An 18062-nucleotide genomic window follows, 5' to 3' on the forward strand; every position below is an offset into this window, starting at 1 on the left:
GATTTACTGGGTCCAGCCGGGGTCGCCCATATAGCGGACGACGGCGTTCTCGAACGTCCCGGCCGCGCCCGAGTTTTTGAAATCGCCGTATCCCTGGTAACTGACGTAGATCCGCCCCGAGGCCGTCCCCGCCGCTTGAAAGATATCCCCGTCGGGATCGAAGGGCTTGACGTCCCAGGAGGTGATTTCCAGGATCCAGGCGTTTTCCGCGTTCCAGCTCGTGGTCTCCCCGGGACTGGAAGGACTCAGGATCTGGAAGAACCCGCCCCCGTACCCCATCTCGTGAGTGTAGGTTTTCCCCGCGGCCAGTTCCCGGGGAAGATCGATATTGATGTACTCCCCCTCGTTCATGATGGCGGTGGGTTCCTCCATCTCCTGGGTGGTGAGGTAGAGGCTCCAGTTGTCGAAGAAAGGCTGCAGGTACACGGCTTTGACTTCGAAGGCCCGGCCGTTGGCTTCGCCCGCGACCGGTCCCGGGGGGATCGAGCCCGAATCCGGCGTTTCCGTATATACCCAGCCGCCGCCGGCCGCCGCCAGCCCGGCTCCGAGCGCTCCCAGCGCCGCCATCGAGACCAAGATCCGTTTCATTCCCGCCTCCGTTTTTCTCGCCCCCCGCTGGGGGGGCCGTTTTTCCGTTCCGAGCCGGTCGCGCGGGGCGAACCCCCCGCCGGCCCGGGTTGCGTTGCGCGCGCTTCCGCCGCCGGCTTGAACCGGCGGGGGTTGATCCCGTACTTGCTCACCCGCAGCCCCATGATCCGCTCGGTCAGGCCCAGCGCCCGGGCCGCCCGGGCCATGTTCCCCCGCGCGGATTTAAGCGCTTCGGATATCATCTCCCGCTCGATCCGCTCCAACGCCTCCCCCAGGGGACCCGCCGCCGCCGTCCCGCTGGCTTCGGCGGTCTGAAGGGTGGGGGGGAGGTGGTGCCCGTGGATGACTCCGTCGTCGGAGAGCAGAACCGCCCGCTCGATGCAGTTTTCCAGTTCCCGGACGTTTCCGGGCCAATGATAGCTCATGAGCATGTCGATGGCCGGAGTCGAAATCCTGATGATTTTTTTGGCGTTGGCTTTGCCGTAGCGCTCGGCGAAATGATCGGCCAGTAGCGGGATGTCGGTGCGCCGTTCGCGCAGGGGGGGCAGATGGATGGGGAATACGTTGAGTCGGTAGTAGAGGTCCTGGCGGAAGCTTCCGGCCCCGATCATCGCTTCCAGATCGCGGTTGGTGGCGGCTATCACCCGGACGTTGCTTCTGACGGTTTCAGTTCCCCCCACCCGCTCGAACTCCCGTTCCTGGATCACGCGCAGGAGCTTGACCTGGGTGGAAAGGGATATGTCCCCGATCTCGTCGAGAAATATCGTCCCCCCGTTCGCCAGTTCGAACCGCCCGGCCCGCTGCCGCACCGCTCCGGTGAAGGCTCCTTTCTCGTGGCCGAAGAGTTCGCTTTCCATGATCGTTTCCGGCAGCGCGCCGCAGCTGACCTTGACGAACGGCCGGGCGGCGCGGGGGCTGTTGTAGTGGATGGCCTGAGCCACCAGCTCTTTCCCGGTTCCCGATTCGCCGCGGATGAGCACGGTGGCGTCGGAACCCGAGACCTGGCGGATAAGATCGTAGACCTGTTCCATCCGCCGGGAGTTGCCGAGGATGTTGGAGGGGCGGAAGCGGTCGCGGAGCTGGGCCTGGAGGCGGATGTTCTCTTCCCGCAGGCGCATCTGCTCTTCCTGGGCTTCCTGGCGGAGCCGGACGGCCTGGGCGATCATGGAGGAGACGATGGAGAGGAGGCGCAGGTCTTCCTGCGGAGACGGGTCGGGGGTGATGGGGCGGTCGACGCTCAGGGCGCCGATGACCTCGGCGCCGATTTTAATGGGGACGCAGATGAAGGTGAACTCTTCGCCGCCCCGGGCCCCGGTGCGGTCCAGGAACATCGGCTCTTCGGAAATGCGGGGTACCACCGCCGGCTTTCCCTCCGCGATCACCTTGCCGGTGATGCCTTCCCCGATCCGATAGCGTCCGCGCTTGCGCTGGCTGGGAGAGAGCCCGTAAGCCGCCTCGATCGAGATTTCCCCGTTCTGACGGTTGAGCAGGGTCAGGGTCCCGCGCAGCAGGCCCATCCGCTGCGCGACCGCCTTGAGCAGCGGTTCGACCGCGTCCCGGATGTCGAGGGTGCGATCGAGTACCTGGCTCAACTCGAAGAGGAGGAGCAGTTCTTCGACTTCCCGGCGGACCTCGTGTTTTTTGGTTGATTCGGGCATGGCTTTGTACCGGAAAATCCTACATGGAGGTAGGAATCGCCGCAAGCGGAAAGCGGTCCCCGGCTCGGGGAGAACCGGGGACCGCTTGGCGCGGTCGCCGGTATCGGATACAATGAAAATTTACGGGTGCCCGGGCGGAGGAAGGTATGCGCGCAATCCGACGTGGTCTCGATCTGGCGGCTCTGGCCCTGGCCGGCGCCGTCGTCGCCGCCGTTCTCACGGGGGGGACCGGTTTCGAACTGGGGCCGGTCCGGGTTTCCCTGCATTCGGCGCGCAACCCCGCGCTGCTGCTGGGGGCGGTCGTGGCTGCCCGTCTCGTCTTGAGCGGAAGACTCCGGCCGGCGCGTTGCCGCCGCCGGTTCCGTCTTCCCGAAGCGCTCCTCTGGGCCGCGGGCTCCGTCGCCTACGCTCTCTACTCCCGGCATCTGGGCCTGCCTCTTTTCTGGGGCGGATATTTCGCCGCGGTGCTGCTGGCGTGGCTGGCGTCGATCCTGGCGGCGGCGGCGGGTCTCAGGGTCGAATTCTCCCCCCCGTTGCGCCGCCCCCTGCTCTGGGTGTGGGCGGCCGCTGCCGTTTTCTACTTCGCCGCTTACAGCCGGGAACCCCATGCCCCCCGCTCCGCCGCCGACCGGGGGATCTGGACCCGCTACGATCAGAGGTGCTATTACCGCATGGCCCGGGAAATCGCGGGCGGGAGCCTGAACCCGTCGAGCTACCGGTACGGCCTCGGGTATCCGGTTCTGGCGGTGCCCTTTCTCGAGTTGGCGCCGGTCAACCCCTTCTTCCCCGCCGATCTTCTCCTCTACCTTCTGGCGGTGGGGGCCGTATACCGGGCCGGGACCTCGCTGCTGGGACGCCCGGGAGCTTTCCTGGCCGCGTTCTTCTCCCTGGGGCCCGCGTTCGTGGAGTTCTTTCTCATCCCCTGGAGCAGCGCCGTGAGCACCGCCGTCCTGGCCGTATTCCTGGCACTGGGCGCCGCCCGCCGACGGGGCAGGAGCGCGGGGACGGGCGCCGTCGTCGGCCTGGGCCTGGGCTGGGTCTTCGCCGCCCGCTACGTGGACGCCGTTCTTTTCCTCCCCTGCGCCTGGGCCGCCCTGCGCGGCCGGGGGGGGCGGGCCTGGGCGGTCGCCGCCGGGTGCGCCGCCGTTATCGGAATCGGGGTGTTGGCCAGTCACCAAGCCTGTTTCGGTTCCCCGTTCCGGACCCCCTACTATTCCCGGGCCCGGACCGGGATCGGGGACCAGACGCTGCGGGCCTACAGTCCGGCCGACATACCCCGGCACCTCTACGAGGTCTTCGTCGATCCCTTTTCCGGAACCGGTTTCTCCCCGGACACGGAGCGTTATCCGGCCCTGGCCCGCTCCTTCGTCCTCGTGCTCTTCCCCCTGGGAGTCGTTCTGCTCCGCCGCCTCCCCTCCCCGGACCGGGTCTGTTGGATCTGCTTCCTCCTCTCCCTGGGAGCGGGCTGGTCATTTTACGCCAGTTTCTTCGCTTCCGACGCCGGCAGCCTCGTCTACGGCAACCTTCGATATTTCTTGCCCTGGATGCCGGGGGCGGCAATCATCGGCGTGTACGCGGCGGAAAGGATCCGTCGCCGGAGGACTGAGGAATGAACAGGGTCAGGCCGGGCGCGCCCGATTCCAAGCTCCCCTACCTGGAGGGTTGGGGCTCGATCGCTCTGAACTGCCTGCTCTTCGCCGCCAAGTACGCGGTGGGGTTGGCGACGGGTTCGGTGGCGATCACCGCCGATGCCTGGCATACCCTCTCCGATTCGGTGACCTCCATCCTGGTCCTGGCCGGAGTCAAGGTTTCCCGCAAGCCGGCCGACGCCGCCCACCCCTTCGGGCACGGCCGCGCCGAGCCCGTCGCCTCGCTGGTGATAGGCGTTCTTTTGGCCATGGTCGCGGTGTTTTTCGGGGGGGACGCCGTCCACCGCCTCATCGACGGGCGCCGGGCCGAATACGGGGCGGCGGCGATCTGGGTGACGGCGGCATCGGTCGTGATCAAGGAAGCCATGGCCCGGTTTTCCTCCTGGGCGGGGAGGAAAACCGGCTATACCGCGCTCAAGGCCGACGCCTGGCACCATCGCAGCGACGCGCTTTCCTCCCTGGTGATCCTGGCGGGGATACTCTTCGGGGGGGCGTTCTGGTGGGTGGACGGAGTCCTGGGACTGCTGGTCTCCCTGATGATCCTTCATGCCGCTTACGCTATCTTCCGGGAAGTGCTGGGTCCGCTCTTGGGCGAAGCGCCGTCCCCGGAACTGCTGGGGCGTCTCCGGGACATCTGCGCCCGGGGGCCGGAACCGTCGGTGGTCCCCCACCACGTTCATCTCCACGAATACGGTTCCCACACCGAACTCACCTTTCACATCCGCCTGCCCGGCGACACCTCGCTGGAACGCGCCCACGCTCTGGCTACCGGCCTGGAGCGCGCCGTGGAACGGGAGCTGGGAATGACCGCTACCGTCCATCTCGAGCCGGCGTCGGCGCCCGAGGCGCGGGAGTGAAAGGATTATCCGATCACCCGCTCCTGGAGCTTGCGCATCCGGCGCACGATCAGGCGGGCCAGGTTGAGGATGATCAGGGTGAAGGTCGCGGGGTCTTCCCGAAAAACGTGGTAGAGGCAGGCATTGGAAAGGGAAAGGGCCTGGATCGGTTCCAGTGCCCGGATCGTCGCCGCGCCCCGCTCCGGTTCCAGGACCTCCATCTCCCCGATGGTTTCGCCCTCGGGAATGATGTCCAGCCGCTGGAGCGTGCCGTCGCCGTGGTCCTTGAGCACCTCCACCGACCCCTTGAGGATGAAATAGATCCGATCGCCGAACTCTCCCTGGCTGAGGATGTCGCTTCCGGCCGCGAAGGAGACCTCTTCCATCAGGGGCAGGATCGCCTTGATCTTGTCGTCGGTGATGCCCCCGAAGAGGCAGTGTTCGCGCAGGTATTTAAGACTGACCGCTTCCGGGTCCATCGCGCATCCTCGGTGCGGGGCGCCTCGCGCCGCGATTGAGCGCGCCGGCGCCTTTTAGTAGACTATACACGATTTAACCGGGTTCGGGGAGAAGTGAAGATGGGAAAACTGATCGGCGCGGCGGCGTTGCTGGCGGTCTTGGCCGGATGCTCCGGCGAAGGCACGGCTTATTTTCAAGGGTATGTCGAAGGCGAGTTCGTCTACGTGGCTTCTCCCCGGGGGGGCAGGCTTCTGGAACTGGCCGTGGCCCGGGGGGACACGGTGGGGGCGGGGAGAACCCTCTTCGTCCTCGAGTCTTCGCCCGAGGACGACCAGCGGGCGCAGGCGCAGGCTCAGCTCGATTCGGCCCGCTCCCAGCTGGAGGACAAGAAAAAGGGACTGCGGCCCCACGAGATCGCCGCCCTGGAGGCACAGGTCGGGCAGAACGCCGCCGGGGCCGAGATCGCCCGGCTGGAGAAAGAACGCCTGGAGCCCCTGCACGAGAAGAATTTCGTTTCCGACAACGACTACGACCAGGCCCGCCTCACCCACGTCCAGGCCGTCGAGGCCGTGGCCCAGTCCCGGGAGCAGGTAGCCCAGGGGCGCCTCGGCGCCAGGGAAGACCAGGTGCAGGCGGCGGCGGCCCAGGTGCGGGCGCAGGAAGCGGCCCTGGCCGAAGCGGTCTGGCGCCTGGAGGAAAAGACCCAGTTCACGGTCCAGTCGGCGCTGGTATTCGATACCCTGTATCGGGTCGGGGAGTACGTGGCCCCGGGGAATCCGGTGGTGGCCCTGCTCCCTCCCGGGAACATCAAGATCCGTTTCTTCGTCCCCGAGGACGCGCTGCGTTCCCTGAAACGGGGCCTGAGCGTCCGTTACCGTCTCCAGGGGGATGAAACTCTGCGGGAAGCGGTCGTCGACTATATCTCCCCCGAAGCGGAGTATACGCCTCCCGTGATCTTCAGCCGGGACAACTCCAGCAAGCTCGTTTACATGGTCGAAGCGCTCCCGGCCGGCCCGATCGCGGGGCTCGATCCCGGGCAGCCCCTCGAGGTCTACCCGCCGGCCTCGGCGGCCCGGGAATGAAACGGGGGCCGTCCACAGCCTCCGGCTCCTTCCCGGCCATCGATGTCCGGGGCGTGACCAAAAGCTTTCGGGGAAAAACCGTGGTCGACCGCGTCGACCTGCGGGTCGAGGCCGGGGAAATCTACGGTTTTCTCGGGCCCAACGGTTCCGGGAAGACCACCTTCCTGCGCATGCTCTGCGGACTCCTCATCCCCGACGCCGGGGAGGGCACCTGCCTGGGCTACGATATTCTGCGCCAGCAGCTCCTGATCAAGTGCAACATCGGTTATATGACCCAACGGTTCAGCTTCTACGACGACCTGACCATCAGGGAAAACCTCGACTTCATCGCCCGGATATACGGAGTGCCGGACCGCCGCCGAAGGGTCGACGAAGGGATCGAGAAACTCGGCCTGGGGGGCCGCAGCCGCCAGTTGGCCGGAGAGCTTTCGGGGGGCTGGAAGCAGAGGATGGCCCTGGCCGCCTGCATGCTCCACCAGCCCCGTCTGCTGCTCCTGGACGAACCCACGGCCGGAGTCGACCCCAAGGCCCGGCGGGATTTCTGGGACGAGATTCACGACCTGGCCGCGGAAGGCCTGACCGTCCTCATCACCACCCACTACATGGACGAAGCCGAGCGCTGCCACCGGATCGCCTACCTTTCCTTCGGAAAAATCCTGGCCCGGGGCACGATCGCGGAGGTCATCCGCGCCGCCGGGTTGAGCACCTGGCTGGTCGAGGGGCCGGACCTGAGCCGGCTGGCGGATAAGCTCCGGGAGCTTCCGGCGGTGGAGCAGGCGGCGGCGTTCGGGAACAGCCTTCACGTCAGCGGCCCCGACCCCGAACGGCTGGCCCGGGAGCTCGAGCCTTTCCGGATAGCGCCATACCGCTGGCAGCCGATCACCTCGAGCCTGGAAGACGTCTTCATCCACCTGATGGGAAAATCCCGGGATAATTTCGGCTGATGGCGGTTTTCTCGTTTCGACGTTTGGCGGCGGTGATTCGCAAGGAGTTCGTCCAGATGCGCCGCGACCGGCTCACCTTCGGGATGCTGGTCGGGATCCCCCTCATCCAGATGCTGCTGTTCGGCTACGCCATCAACACCGATCCCCACCATCTTCCCACCGCCGTGGTCTGCGCCGATTACGGCCCTTTCTCCCGGGCCCTGACGGCGGCGCTGCAGGTCAGCCAGTATTTCGAACTCGTCCCCGGCCTTCCCGACGAGGCCGCCGCCCGCAAGCTCCTGCGGGAAGGGGAGGTCCAGTTCATCCTCAGCATCCCCGAGGATTTCGGCCGGGACCTGGTCCGCGGCGTCCGGCCCGAAGTTCTGCTCGAAGTCGACGCCACCGACCCCTCGGCGGTGGCCAACGCGGTCAGCGCGGTGAATACGGTTTTCAGCCGGGCGATCTCGCGGGAACTGACCGGCCCCCTGGCCCGGCTCCGGGAGACGCCCGCTCCCTTCGACCTGCGCGTACACCTCGATTACAACCCCGAACGCCGCACCCAGGTGAACATCGTTCCCGGCCTGATCGGGGTTATCCTCACCAACACCATGGTCTTCATCACCGCGCTGGCCCTGACCCGCGAGATCGAGCGGGGGACGATGGAAAACCTGCTCTCGACCCCGGTCCGGCCCCTGGAGGTGATGCTGGGCAAGATCACTCCCTTTATCGTCATCGGCTACATGCAGGTCATGCTGATTCTCCTCGGCGCCCGGGTTCTTTTCCAGGTGCCGATGGAGGGGAGCATCCTCCTGCTTCTGGCGGTGACCTCCATCTTCATCCTCGCCAATCTTTCGGTGGGAATGACTTTCTCCAGCCTGGCCCGGAACCAGCTTCAAGCCGTGCAGATGGCGGTGTTCTTCTTCCTCCCCAGCATGCTCCTCTCCGGTTTCATGTTCCCCTTCCGGGGAATGCCGGCCTGGGCGCAGGCCGTCGGGAACGTCCTCCCCCTGACCCATTACCTCCCCATCGTCCGGGGGATTCTGCTCAAGGGAAACGGCTGGACGGAGATTACGCCCCATCTCTGGCCGTTGCTCGCGTTCTTCCTGGGGGCGCTGATCGTCGGCTTGATCCGCTTCCGCCGTACGCTGGACTGATACCCCGCCGGTTCGGTCTTGCCCGCGGCCGCCGGGGCCGTTACCATAAGCGGCAACGGCAACCGGCCCCGGGCCGCATTCAGAGGGGAGGAAGGGCGATGAAATTGAAATGGGCGATTTTGATTCTGACGGCGTGCGTTCTCCCGGCGGCGGCGGCGCGCGCCCAGTCCTGGGAGACCAATTTCGAACGGGCCGCGTCCCGTGCCCGCGTCCAGAAAAAGCACATGCTCCTCGATTTCAGCGGCTCGGACTGGTGCGGCTGGTGCCATAAGCTCGACCGGGAGGTTTTCCAACACCCGGCCTTCAAGAACTACGCCCGCGACAACCTCGTCTGTGTCGTTCTGGACTTCCCCCGGAACAAGAAGCAGAGCCGGATCCTGGAGCGCCAGAACCAGGAGTTGGCCCAGAAATACGGGGTCCGCGGCTATCCCACCGTCATCATTCTCGACCCCGCCGGCAACCTGGTGGGGAAGACCGGCTACCGCCCGGGCGGGGCCGAAGCCTACGTGGAGCACCTCCGGAGCATGATTGGGGCGCCTTGACCCCCCGCTGCGGTCCCTGGAGATTTTTGCACCTGTGAAAAGCACAGGGCAGAGAGTAAGAGGGGTTCAGGGGAAGAAGTCAGAATACAGAATTCAGTAGCCCTCAACCGCTCCCCCCAATAAGTCCACAGACCTGCCTGCCGGCAGGCAGGTTACACAGATTAGGAAACTAAAGTTACACGGATGAGGAAAAAGCGAAGCGCAAGTTTTTCCTCTTGTGACTCTTGCGCCTTTTGTGGCTGATCCTCCCCTCGATCAGAGTTAATCGGAGAAATCAGGTGCAGAAATCTCTGGAGAACGGGGGAGGGGGCTGCTGAATTGAGGCGGCTTGTCGGCGTAGACTCTAGGCGATGGATCGGCGATTAGGCTTCGCCCAGTGCTTCCAGGTCGGCCAGGTCCTTCTTTCGACCGGTTGCACGCTTGTTCTGTACGTACTGACGTAGTCCGAGGTAATGGACGTCTGCATCACCGTATTTCCCGGCGACCTTGCCTGAATTCGCTTGCTCCCATGTCACACCGGTGATGGAAGTGATGAGGTCGATTCGTACGGGAGGGACTCCAAGTTGAATAATCTGCTCGGGTTTCTGAAAATCTTCTTTTTTCAGCCCGAGCGAGCCGAAGCCGAAGGACGAGAGAGCGGCGATAATGCGTGTCGAGTTATCCTTGGTGGGACGTACATAGATGTCGATGTCGCCGGTGAACCGTGGAGCCCCATGGTAGGCGAGGGCATAGGCTCCGACAATAACGTATTCAACCTTTTGCTCGTCGAACAACGCGAGCAACTCTTCGAAGTCTGGTTGAGCTTCCATGTATTTGCCTGCGCAGCGACTCCACGGCCCCTATGCGTTCCGATGCCCCTCTGGTCCGCCAGAAAGTCAGATCCGGTCGCGCCGAGGACTCGTGAAGATTCCCGATCGAAATGCTCTTCCGTATCATATTTATAGTATATCAGGTGTGCGATATCCCGACCTCATCTTCTTTTGTCAACAGCCGGAATACCGTAGTTATATCGATTTTAGCGTTAATCGGAGTTCAGTAGCCCCCGCCTCGCCCCCTGAACCATCGTCACATAAGGCATGTGGGTAATAAAGGGGAGAGGGTCAGCCACAAAAGGCGCAAGAGGGCCAAGAAGGGGAAATGAGAGGGTTCGGGGTTCAGGAAGAAAGGCCCTAACCATCCATCGGCTCCCTCCCTCTGCATTTCCTACATGCCTCGATGGTGAGTTTTTTTCTTCTCCAATCTGTGAAACCTGCCTGCCGGCAGGCAGATCTGTGGGCTCACCATGAAGGACATGAAGTTCATGAAGGGATAGTGTCGGCCACAAGAGGCACAAAAGGCACAAGGGGATTTAACGATTTGAGGTCGAGCTGAAGATGCCCAGCGGCGGACAGTGGGAATACCCTACTATTTTTCAATCTGTGTAATTTCAGTCCCCTAATCTGTGAAACCTGCCTGCGGCAGGCAGGTCTGTGGTTCTCCCTTCCCCCAATCAGAGTTAATCAGAGAAATCAGGTGCAGAAATCTCCAGGGGCCGAGGGCGGGGGCCCGAACCCCGAACCCTGAACCCCGAACCCTGAACCGGCTCTATGTTCTGTGCCTCGTGCTCTCCTCCCGAACCCTCCCCCCTGTGTCCTGTGGTTTGTTTTTTTTCGCATTTTTTCTTGCGCCACGGAACCGGAGTGCTAGTATGTGAACAAACATTCACATCGAGAGGGAACCATGAGCCTGGAAAAACTCGATACCGCAACGCGCCGGGAACAGATCGTCGAAGCCGCCGCCCAGCTGATCAACGCCGGCGGGGTGGGGGCCCTGAGCATGGCGGCCGTGGCCCGGCGGGTGGGGCTGGTCCCCTCGGCCATTTACCGGCACTTTTCCGGGAAAGAGGAACTGATCGACCGGGTCCTCGACCATATCCTCGCGCATATCCGCGCCAACGTCGAGGAAGTCCGCCGGGCCACTCCGGATCCGGTGCGGCGCCTGAAGGATCTGCTCAACCGGCAGGTCCGCCTGATCGTGGAGAATCGGGCCCTGGCCCGGATCGCCTTCAACGACGAGATCTGCCGGGGCAACCCCCGGCGCCGGGCCGCCCTCTACGCCGGGATCGTCGGCCTCCTGGAGGCGGTGGCCGGCATCATCCGCTCCGGCCGGGAGGATGGTCTGCTGCCTCCCGGGCCCCCGCCGGAAACCCTGGCCCTGGTCTTCGTGGGAATCGTACACCCCGCCGCCTTTCTCTGGCACCTCAGCGACGGGGAGTTCGATCTGCCCCGGCATGTCCAGCTGGGCTGGAAACTTCTGGAAGCCTCGTTGCGGGGAGACGCGGGCTCTTTAAAAGTGAAAGACGAGTCACAATAAACGGGAACCGATCGGTTCCGAGGAGGTATGCCATGTTTTGTTTTCAATGCCAGGAAACGGCCCGTAACCGGGGATGCACGGTGCGGGGAGTCTGCGGCAAACCGGAGGCGACCGCCGACCTCCAGGATCTGTTGATCTACGCGGTTAAGGGGATTTCGGTCTACGCCGAGAAGGCGGCCGAGTTGGGGCTTCCGATACGGGAAGAAGGCCGGTTCGTCGCCCGGGCGCTCTTTGCCACCATCACCAACGCCAACTGGGACGACCGGCGCTTTGTCGACCTGATCGAGGTAGCGCTGGGGGTCCGCGAACGGCTGCGGGAGCGTTTTCTCGCCGCCTGGCGGGAGAAGAACGGCGCCGAATTCCAGGAGGAACTTCCTCCTCCCGCTCTCTGGAAGCGGGCCTCGCGCCGGGACCTGGAGGAGACAGCGGGTCGGGTGGGAGTGCTCGATACCGAAGACGAGGACGTCCGGTCCCTGCGTGAGCTGCTGACCATCGGGATCAAGGGGATCTGCGCCTACGCCGACCACGCCGCCGTGTTGGGGGTGGAGGACGACGGGATCTACCGTTTTATTATGGAGGGGTTGGCCTCGACCACCCGGGATCTGCCGGTGGACGAGATGGTGGCCCTGGTGATGAAAGCGGGAGAATACGCGGTCGCGGTCATGTCCGCCCTTGACCGGGCCAACACCGACGCCTACGGGCATCCCCGGGCGACGGAAGTCTCGCTGGGGGTGCGGAAGAACCCCGGAATCCTGATCAGCGGCCACGACCTCAAGGACCTCCAGGAACTCCTGGAACAGACCGAGGGGAGCGGCATCGACGTCTACACCCACGGGGAGATGCTTCCCGCCCACGCCTATCCCGCCTTCCGCAAGTATGCGCATTTGGCCGGAAATTACGGCGGTTCCTGGTGGAGCCAGAACCGGGAGTTCGAGGCTTTCAACGGCCCCGTTCTGCTCACCACCAACTGCCTGGTACCCCTGAAGAAAGAGGACACCTATCTTCAGCGGCTTTTCACCACCGGCATGGCCGGCTATCCCGGCGCCCGCCACATTCCCGACCGGGAACCGGGGAAATCCAAGGATTTCTCCGCGGTCATCGATGAAGCCCGCCGGAGCGCCCCGCCCCGGGAACTGGAAACGGGGACGATTACCGTGGGGTTCGCTCACGATCAGATCCTGGAGCTGGCCGACAAGGTGGTGGAAGCCGTGGCTTCGGGGGCGATCCGCAGGTTCGTGGTCATGGCCGGCTGCGACGGCCGTTTCCCCAGTCGCTCCTACTACACCGAGGTGGCCCGGTCTCTTCCCGACGACGCCGTGATCCTGACCGCCGGCTGCGCCAAGTACCGTTACAACAAGCTCGGGTTGGGGGAAATCGGGGGAATCCCCCGGATCCTCGACGCCGGGCAATGCAACGATTCCTATTCCCTGGCGGTGGTGGCGCTCAAGCTCAAGGAAGTGCTGGGCCTGGACGACGTCAACCGGCTGCCGATCTCGTTCGACGTCGCTTGGTACGAGCAGAAAGCGGTCGCGGTCCTGCTCGCCCTGCTGCACCTGGGGGTGAAGGGGATCAGGCTCGGGCCCACGCTCCCCGCGTTCCTCTCTCCCGCGGTGGCCCGGGTGCTGGTGGAGAAGTTCGACATCCGCCCCATCGGGGAACCCGAGGCCGACGTTGCCGCCATGATGGAGGGGAAGTAGGGAGCATGGAGCATGGAGCATGGAGCATAGAGCATAGAGCATAGAGCGTAGAGCATAGAGGTCCCTACCTCGCCCCCTTTCTTTCTCTACATTACCTACAAGCCTACATGTGACGATGGCTCAGGGGGTGAGGTGGGGGCTGCTGAATACTGAATTCTGTATTCTGAATTCTTCCCCTGAATCCTCTGTGTCATCTCTCGGCGGTTAATGTTCTCTTTCTGCACGGCCTTCATGGTACATTCTTCCCCTGAACCCCGAACTCTCTCCTCTTGTGCCCTTTTGTGCCTTTTGTGGCTAACCCTCTTCCCTTCATGTCCTTCATGGTAGACAAGCGAAGCACGGGGAGCGCGGAGCGACTTTTCGCCCCGGGAAGGGGCGTTGTCTTCTGGGAATTTTGAGGTGGACATAGTACATTGTCGGAATGACGGATTTGGAGACCACACTATCCGACGGCGGAGAAGATCTACTTCATTTCCTGGGCGAATACGAGATTCCGGATGCCAAACGGCTCGTCGGTGCCCTGGAAGATGCCGGCATACCGTACGATATCCAGCGGCATGACGGGACAGCCGGCGCGGGAATGCGGGGGAGTATGGGGTGGCTCATGACGGTTTCCCTCTGGATCGATCGGGCCGATCAGGCCCGGGCGGAAGCCGTGCAGGCCGCGACCTTTAAAATTCAGACCTAGAGAAGGCTGAAGCGGTTACGATGGCGGATTACGTTCTGGTTCACGGCGGCACCATATCCACCGATACCTGGAACCGGCTCGCCGGCAGGGAGGTATATCCCCCCGGCGGTTTTCTGGGTGCCCGGTGTTGGGACGGCACCGCGGCCGCGCTGCGGGAACGGGGACACCGCGTGTTCGCGCCGACGCTGGCGGACGAACGCCGCAGCGACCTGACGGGGCATGTCGGGCAGGTCGAGGCCCTGATAACCGGGGACGATCTCGGGGATATCGTCCTGGTCGGCCACAGTTACGGCGGAATGGTCGTCACCGGCGTCGCCGCCCGCCTGGCGCAGAAGGTCCGCCGGCTCGTCTACGTCGACGCGGCTTTCCCCCTTCCCGGCCAGTCGCTGTTCGATCTTCTGAACCTGGGCCTCGCCGCCGCCGGAACCGCGCGTCCGGAGTTGCCGGATCCGGCCCCCCCTTACCTGGAAAAACTCCGGTACGATCCGGCACGATTGCGGTCGACGGCAAAGACGTACATCCTCTGCACCAAAAGCGATTTTCTCCCCGTCACCCGCTTGGCCCGGAGCAACCTCGCCGCCGCCGGCGGGGAGTGGACCGGCATCGAGGTGCCGTCGTCGCACGTTCCCATGGCCGATATGCCCGAGCGCTGCAACCGTCTCCTCCTGTCGGCCGCCGCGGCCGGAAGGAGGCACCCATGACCGGCGGAACCGACGCCCGGCACGGCGAAAGGATGCGGGCGCTGGCGGAGTTCACCGCTTCCTCGTTTCACGGCGCGCATCCTTCGCCGTTCGGGGCCGCGGTCTACGATGCATCCGGCGCGCTGGTCGCGCAAGCCGTCGACACCGTCATGAAGGAATGCGACCCGACCGCCCACGCCGAGATGAACGCTCTGCGCCGGGCGACGAGCCGGCTGCGGCGGCTCTCCCTGCGGGGCTGCATCCTCTACAGCACCTGCGAACCGTGCCCCATGTGCATGTCGGCTTGCCTCTGGGCCGAGGTGGACGCGGTCGTCTACGGGGCGTCGACCATGGAGGACGCGCACCCGTACTGGCCGCAGTCTTCGGACCTGACGCCGGCCGAGCTGGCGGCCCGCGCGCTCGCGGACCGCGGGTGCGAAGTGGTTCCGCACGTGGAGCGCCTTCGCTGCCGGGAACTGTTCCGCCGCTGCGACGAGATCAGGAAACGAGCCGGACTGCCGCTCCCCCCCCACCGGTGAGGGGACCGTATCCGGCCGGGGCGCAGGCCTCCGGCGGACACCCTTATTCGGCGAAGGTTATCTCGTCGACGACGAGGGCGACGCTATGCCGGTCTTTCTCCTCCACCAGCGCTTTTCTGACGTCCGGCTTCATCGGCAGCCAGCGGAAGAGGGTGAAGTCACGGGTCTCCCCGGGAGGGATGGGGAAGCCGTAGGTGACCCCGGTGCTGTAGACGAGTTTCCCGTCGTCGGCCCGGCGGACGCGGAAACCGGCCAGGATGTTGACGATCTCCCTGTCGGTCGCGTTCCGGAACCGGAGAGGAACCACCGTCTCCCCGTTTTCTTCCTTCACCCCGTAATAGAGGCAGGAGAACTCCTGAGGTCGGCTCGAAATTTCCAGGCCTTCGGCCTCCTCTCCCGCATGGAGAACGGCAGAGCAGGCCGTGCTCAGCAACAGTACCGGAATCAGACTGAAGCGGTGGCGAACGATCATCGTCGACTCCTTTTTTCGGATCGGTCTATCGGAATCCTCGTAAAATTGCGTATCGACCATTAAAAGTCAAACAATACTTCTTCGAAACGTTGCTCTCTCATCGGCTCGCCGGAGAAAACGCGGGGGCGACAAAGTGCTTGCGCGCTTCGGCGGACGTTGAGGAAAATACAATCAACGACGGCGGAGGAAACGGCTGACATGTATTTTTTCACGGCAGACGAGCATTACGGGCACGCCAACATCATCCGATACTGCCGCCGGCCTTTTTCGTCCGTCGGGGAGATGGACCGGGAACTGATCGAGAGGCATAACGCCGCCGTCGGAGCCGGGGACACGGTCGTCCACGCCGGCGATTTTACCCTGCAGAGCCCGGAAGAGGCGCGGGGGTATATCGCCCGGCTGAACGGCCGCCATATCTTCATTCGGGGAAGCCACGACTATTGGCTGGGTCCCGACGCGCACGAACTGTGGGAGGAGACCGTTGAAGGGCGATATATCGTCGTCTGTCACTACGCCATGAGAGTATGGCCCCGTTCTCACTATAACAGCTGGCAGCTCTACGGCCATTCGCACGGGCGGCTCGAGCCGGTCGGGAAACAATGGGACGTCGGAGTGGACGCCAACGGCTTTGCCCCCGTGTCGTTGGAACGCCTGGATGATATCATGGCGGCACGGCCAGACAACCCGGGGCTGGTTCGATCCCGGCAACCGGGCCGGGCGAAGGAGGAACGATGCAAGCACGCGGACCGTTGATGGTGGAGCACCGCCTGATCGAGAGGATGATCGCCCTGATCGAGGAGGCGCTGGCGGACATCGCGGCAGCGGGCCGGGTCGATCCCCTTTTCGTGGACGCGGCGGTCGATTTCATCCGGACGTACGCCGACCGCACCCACCATGGGAAGGAAGAGGACATCCTCTTCCGCGAGCTGGCCGGCAAGAAGCTCTCGGAAGCCGATCGGCGGCTTATGGACGAATTGATAGCGGAACACGCTCTGGGCCGGGCCGAGACCAGGGCTCTGGCCGAGGCCAACGCCCGCTATCGCCGGGGGGAGGTCGAGGCGCAGGCCGTGATCGCCGAAAAGCTCGGATCTCTGGCCGGATTCTATCCCGGGCATATCCGGAAGGAAGACAAGATTTTCTTTCCGGCCGCGCGCGCCTACTTCACGGAGGAGGAGGACCAGGCCATGCTGGAGAAGTTCCTGGAGTTCGACCGAAGGATGATCCATGAGAAGTACCGAACCGTGGTCGAGGAATTCGGAGGCTGAGGGGCCGCGCGCGGCGGGGTCTCCGGAAGAAGGATGGACCACCACGTCGTAACCGGGGCGGCGGGGGTGCCGGGTTGGTTCGCCGCCTACCCCCTGATTCTGGTCGGGGCCTGGTGCGCGGCCCTGAAGATCATTTCCCGGCTGAGCGGCTGGAGCGCCTTGGCGGAAACGTTCGGTTTCCCGGGCATGTTCGAGGGTAAGGTGTATCGCTTCCAATCCGCGAGGATGGGGCCGGTCAACCTTAACCTCGCGCTCAACCTCGGCGCCGACGAGTCGGGGCTCTACCTCGTTCCGGTATTTTTCTTCCGCCTCTTCCACCCGCCGCTGCTCATCCCCTGGTCGGAGATCGAGGCGGCACCGGTCAAGCGTTTTCCGGGCCTCCGCTGGTTCCGGCTGACGTTTCCGTCTCTTCCCGGCGCCAGGCTCGAGCTGCCGGCCCGGACCTTCGAGAAGCTGGCGCCGCCGAGGCTCCTGGAAAGTTTTACACCTGTAAAAAGCACAGGGCATAGGGCATAGAGCAGAGAGTAAGAGAGGCCACCGCCGGCCCTCTAGGCTTCAGGATTCAGGAGGAGAGCATGGAGTATGATCCCACCGCAGACCCCCACCTAGGGTTCGGGGCTGAGGGGAGGGCGTCCCCGCCTCGCCCCCTCAATCCTCCCTTCATGAACTTCATGTCCTTCATGGTAGAACCACAGACCTGCCTGCCGGCAGGCAGGTTTCACAGATTGGAGAAGAAAAACTCAACATGTAGGCATGTAGGAAATGTAGAGGGGGGGGAGAAGATGGATGGTTAGGGCCTTTCTTCCTGAACCCTGAACCCTGAACCCTGAACCCTCTCATTTCCCCTTCTTGGCCCTCTTGCGCCTTTTGTGGCTAACCCTCTCCCCGACATTCCCTACATGCCTACATGTGACAATGGTTCAGGGGGCGCGGTTGAGGGCTACTGAATTCTGAATACTGTATTCTGAATTCTTCCCCTGAACCCCTCTTACTCTCTGCGCTATGCTCTCTGCTCCATGCTCTCTTCAGCCGCCCCAGAGGCGCAGAAGGCGCTCGATCTCGGCCGCGGAGTCGGTTTCGGGTTTTTCCGGGACCGCTCTTTCGGGCGGAGCCGGCCGCAGCAGTTTCAGGAAGTCGCGGCAGCCCAGGGAGCGGGCGCCGTACTCCCGGATTCTCGTCTTGATCTCCCGGTCGTCGGTTACGACCGTCACCGCCCGGGGGTAGCGGTTGGTGCGGACCAGCCGGACGATGCAGTCGTCGGCGCTCCCGCGGGCGTAAGTCTCGAAAACGTTATCGGCGATTTTCCGGTGCCGGCTCCCGTCGCTCCAGGCACTGTCGTAAACCGTCGTGACCTTGACGTCTTTGCCCTGGAAGAGCGCGCGCAGTTGCCGCCCCAGGTCTTCCCGGGCCTGGGAATCGTGTCCGAATTCGTAGGAGATAAGCAGGTTGTACCCGTCGATTATCCATTCCATCCGCGT

Annotated in this window: 20 protein-coding genes; 14 read left to right on the forward strand and 6 right to left on the reverse strand. The window is 64.0% G+C overall.

The features are described from left to right. Positions 1 to 3 precede the first annotated feature (3 nt). Both PLZ73_02520 and PLZ73_02525 read right to left on the reverse strand, forming a co-directional pair. Positions 4 to 588: a hypothetical protein gene (locus PLZ73_02520; protein ID HOO76742.1), complete on the reverse strand. Its 585-nt coding sequence runs from the start codon at positions 586 to 588 to the stop codon at positions 4 to 6. After that, positions 585 to 2246, reverse strand: coding sequence for a sigma 54-interacting transcriptional regulator (locus PLZ73_02525; GenBank protein ID HOO76743.1), 1662 nt, complete (start codon positions 2244 to 2246; stop codon positions 585 to 587). The genes PLZ73_02520 and PLZ73_02525 overlap by 4 nt, the downstream gene beginning before the upstream one ends. Positions 2247 to 2392: 146 nt before the next feature. On the opposite strand from PLZ73_02525, the gene PLZ73_02530 reads away from it, so the two are divergent. Together PLZ73_02530 and PLZ73_02535 are read left to right on the forward strand one after the other, a co-directional pair. After that, entirely contained in the window at positions 2393 to 3859 is a 1467-nt protein-coding gene (locus PLZ73_02530; protein ID HOO76744.1) for a hypothetical protein, read from the forward strand. Continuing rightward, positions 3856 to 4752: a cation diffusion facilitator family transporter gene (locus PLZ73_02535; GenBank protein ID HOO76745.1), complete on the forward strand. Its 897-nt coding sequence runs from the start codon at positions 3856 to 3858 to the stop codon at positions 4750 to 4752. The genes PLZ73_02530 and PLZ73_02535 overlap by 4 nt, the downstream gene beginning before the upstream one ends. 5 nt (positions 4753 to 4757) lie before the next feature. Here the strand turns inward: PLZ73_02535 and PLZ73_02540 are convergent, their stop codons facing one another. Next, positions 4758 to 5210, reverse strand: a complete 453-nt coding sequence (locus PLZ73_02540) for a cyclic nucleotide-binding domain-containing protein (GenBank protein HOO76746.1) — start codon at positions 5208 to 5210, stop codon at positions 4758 to 4760. Positions 5211 to 5309: 99 nt separating this feature from the next. Between PLZ73_02540 and PLZ73_02545 the strand changes: the two genes are divergently transcribed. The 4 genes from PLZ73_02545 to PLZ73_02560 all read left to right on the forward strand — a co-directional run bounded on the left by PLZ73_02545 (position 5310) and on the right by PLZ73_02560 (position 8891). Then, a complete protein-coding gene (locus PLZ73_02545) occupies positions 5310 to 6272 on the forward strand; it encodes an HlyD family efflux transporter periplasmic adaptor subunit (protein HOO76747.1) in 963 nt (320 codons plus the stop codon). After that, positions 6269 to 7216, forward strand: a complete 948-nt coding sequence (locus PLZ73_02550; GenBank protein HOO76748.1) for an ABC transporter ATP-binding protein — start codon at positions 6269 to 6271, stop codon at positions 7214 to 7216. The genes PLZ73_02545 and PLZ73_02550 overlap by 4 nt, the downstream gene beginning before the upstream one ends. Beyond that, complete coding sequence (locus PLZ73_02555; protein HOO76749.1) at positions 7216 to 8349, forward strand: ABC transporter permease; 1134 nt, start codon at positions 7216 to 7218, stop codon at positions 8347 to 8349. Before PLZ73_02550 ends, PLZ73_02555 begins: the two co-directional genes overlap by 1 nt. Before the next feature lie 98 nt (positions 8350 to 8447). After that, on the forward strand, positions 8448 to 8891 hold the full coding sequence (locus tag PLZ73_02560; protein HOO76750.1) for a thioredoxin family protein: 444 nt from the start codon (positions 8448 to 8450) through the stop codon (positions 8889 to 8891). Between the two features lie 362 nt (positions 8892 to 9253). On the opposite strand, the gene PLZ73_02565 is transcribed toward PLZ73_02560, so the two are convergent. After that, positions 9254 to 9700: a hypothetical protein gene (locus tag PLZ73_02565; protein ID HOO76751.1), complete on the reverse strand. Its 447-nt coding sequence runs from the start codon at positions 9698 to 9700 to the stop codon at positions 9254 to 9256. Between the two features lie 910 nt (positions 9701 to 10610). On the opposite strand from PLZ73_02565, the gene PLZ73_02570 reads away from it, so the two are divergent. The 5 genes from PLZ73_02570 (at position 10611) to PLZ73_02590 (ending at position 14847) form a co-directional block, all read left to right on the forward strand. Continuing rightward, a complete protein-coding gene (locus PLZ73_02570) occupies positions 10611 to 11243 on the forward strand; it encodes a TetR/AcrR family transcriptional regulator (GenBank protein HOO76752.1) in 633 nt (210 codons plus the stop codon). Positions 11244 to 11275: 32 nt separating this feature from the next. Further along, on the forward strand, positions 11276 to 12940 hold the full coding sequence (gene hcp, locus PLZ73_02575; GenBank protein HOO76753.1) for a hydroxylamine reductase: 1665 nt from the start codon (positions 11276 to 11278) through the stop codon (positions 12938 to 12940). 421 nt (positions 12941 to 13361) lie between these two features. Beyond that, positions 13362 to 13628, forward strand: coding sequence for a hypothetical protein (locus tag PLZ73_02580; GenBank protein ID HOO76754.1), 267 nt, complete (start codon positions 13362 to 13364; stop codon positions 13626 to 13628). Positions 13629 to 13648: 20 nt separating this feature from the next. Beyond that, entirely contained in the window at positions 13649 to 14329 is a 681-nt protein-coding gene (locus PLZ73_02585; GenBank protein ID HOO76755.1) for an alpha/beta hydrolase, read from the forward strand. Beyond that, positions 14326 to 14847, forward strand: a complete 522-nt coding sequence (locus PLZ73_02590) for a nucleoside deaminase (protein HOO76756.1) — start codon at positions 14326 to 14328, stop codon at positions 14845 to 14847. Before PLZ73_02585 ends, PLZ73_02590 begins: the two co-directional genes overlap by 4 nt. Positions 14848 to 14890: 43 nt before the next feature. On the opposite strand, the gene PLZ73_02595 is transcribed toward PLZ73_02590, so the two are convergent. Beyond that, positions 14891 to 15319 (reverse strand): hypothetical protein, encoded by a 429-nt coding sequence (locus PLZ73_02595; GenBank protein HOO76757.1) that lies wholly within the window; start codon positions 15317 to 15319, stop codon positions 14891 to 14893. 198 nt (positions 15320 to 15517) lie between these two features. Here PLZ73_02595 and PLZ73_02600 point away from each other — a divergent pair, with 198 nt between their 5' ends. From PLZ73_02600 to PLZ73_02610, 3 genes are read left to right on the forward strand one after another with little or no spacing between them, the layout of a single operon-like run. Next, the gene (locus PLZ73_02600) at positions 15518 to 16072 is read left to right on the forward strand and encodes a metallophosphoesterase (protein HOO76758.1); all 555 of its coding nucleotides are present in this window, start codon (positions 15518 to 15520) and stop codon (positions 16070 to 16072) included. Continuing rightward, positions 16051 to 16584, forward strand: a complete 534-nt coding sequence (locus PLZ73_02605) for a hemerythrin domain-containing protein (GenBank protein ID HOO76759.1) — start codon at positions 16051 to 16053, stop codon at positions 16582 to 16584. The genes PLZ73_02600 and PLZ73_02605 overlap by 22 nt, the downstream gene beginning before the upstream one ends. A gap of 33 nt (positions 16585 to 16617) precedes the next feature. Then, a complete protein-coding gene (locus tag PLZ73_02610; protein ID HOO76760.1) occupies positions 16618 to 17100 on the forward strand; it encodes a hypothetical protein in 483 nt (160 codons plus the stop codon). A 509-nt stretch (positions 17101 to 17609) separates the two neighbouring features. Here PLZ73_02610 and PLZ73_02615 read toward each other — a convergent pair. Further along, entirely contained in the window at positions 17610 to 18056 is a 447-nt protein-coding gene (locus PLZ73_02615) for an NYN domain-containing protein (GenBank protein ID HOO76761.1), read from the reverse strand. Positions 18057 to 18062 lie beyond the last annotated feature (6 nt).

Source organism: bacterium (genome assembly GCA_035380285.1).
Taxonomy (GTDB): domain Bacteria; phylum Auribacterota; class Erginobacteria; order Erginobacterales; family DAOSXE01; genus DAOSXE01.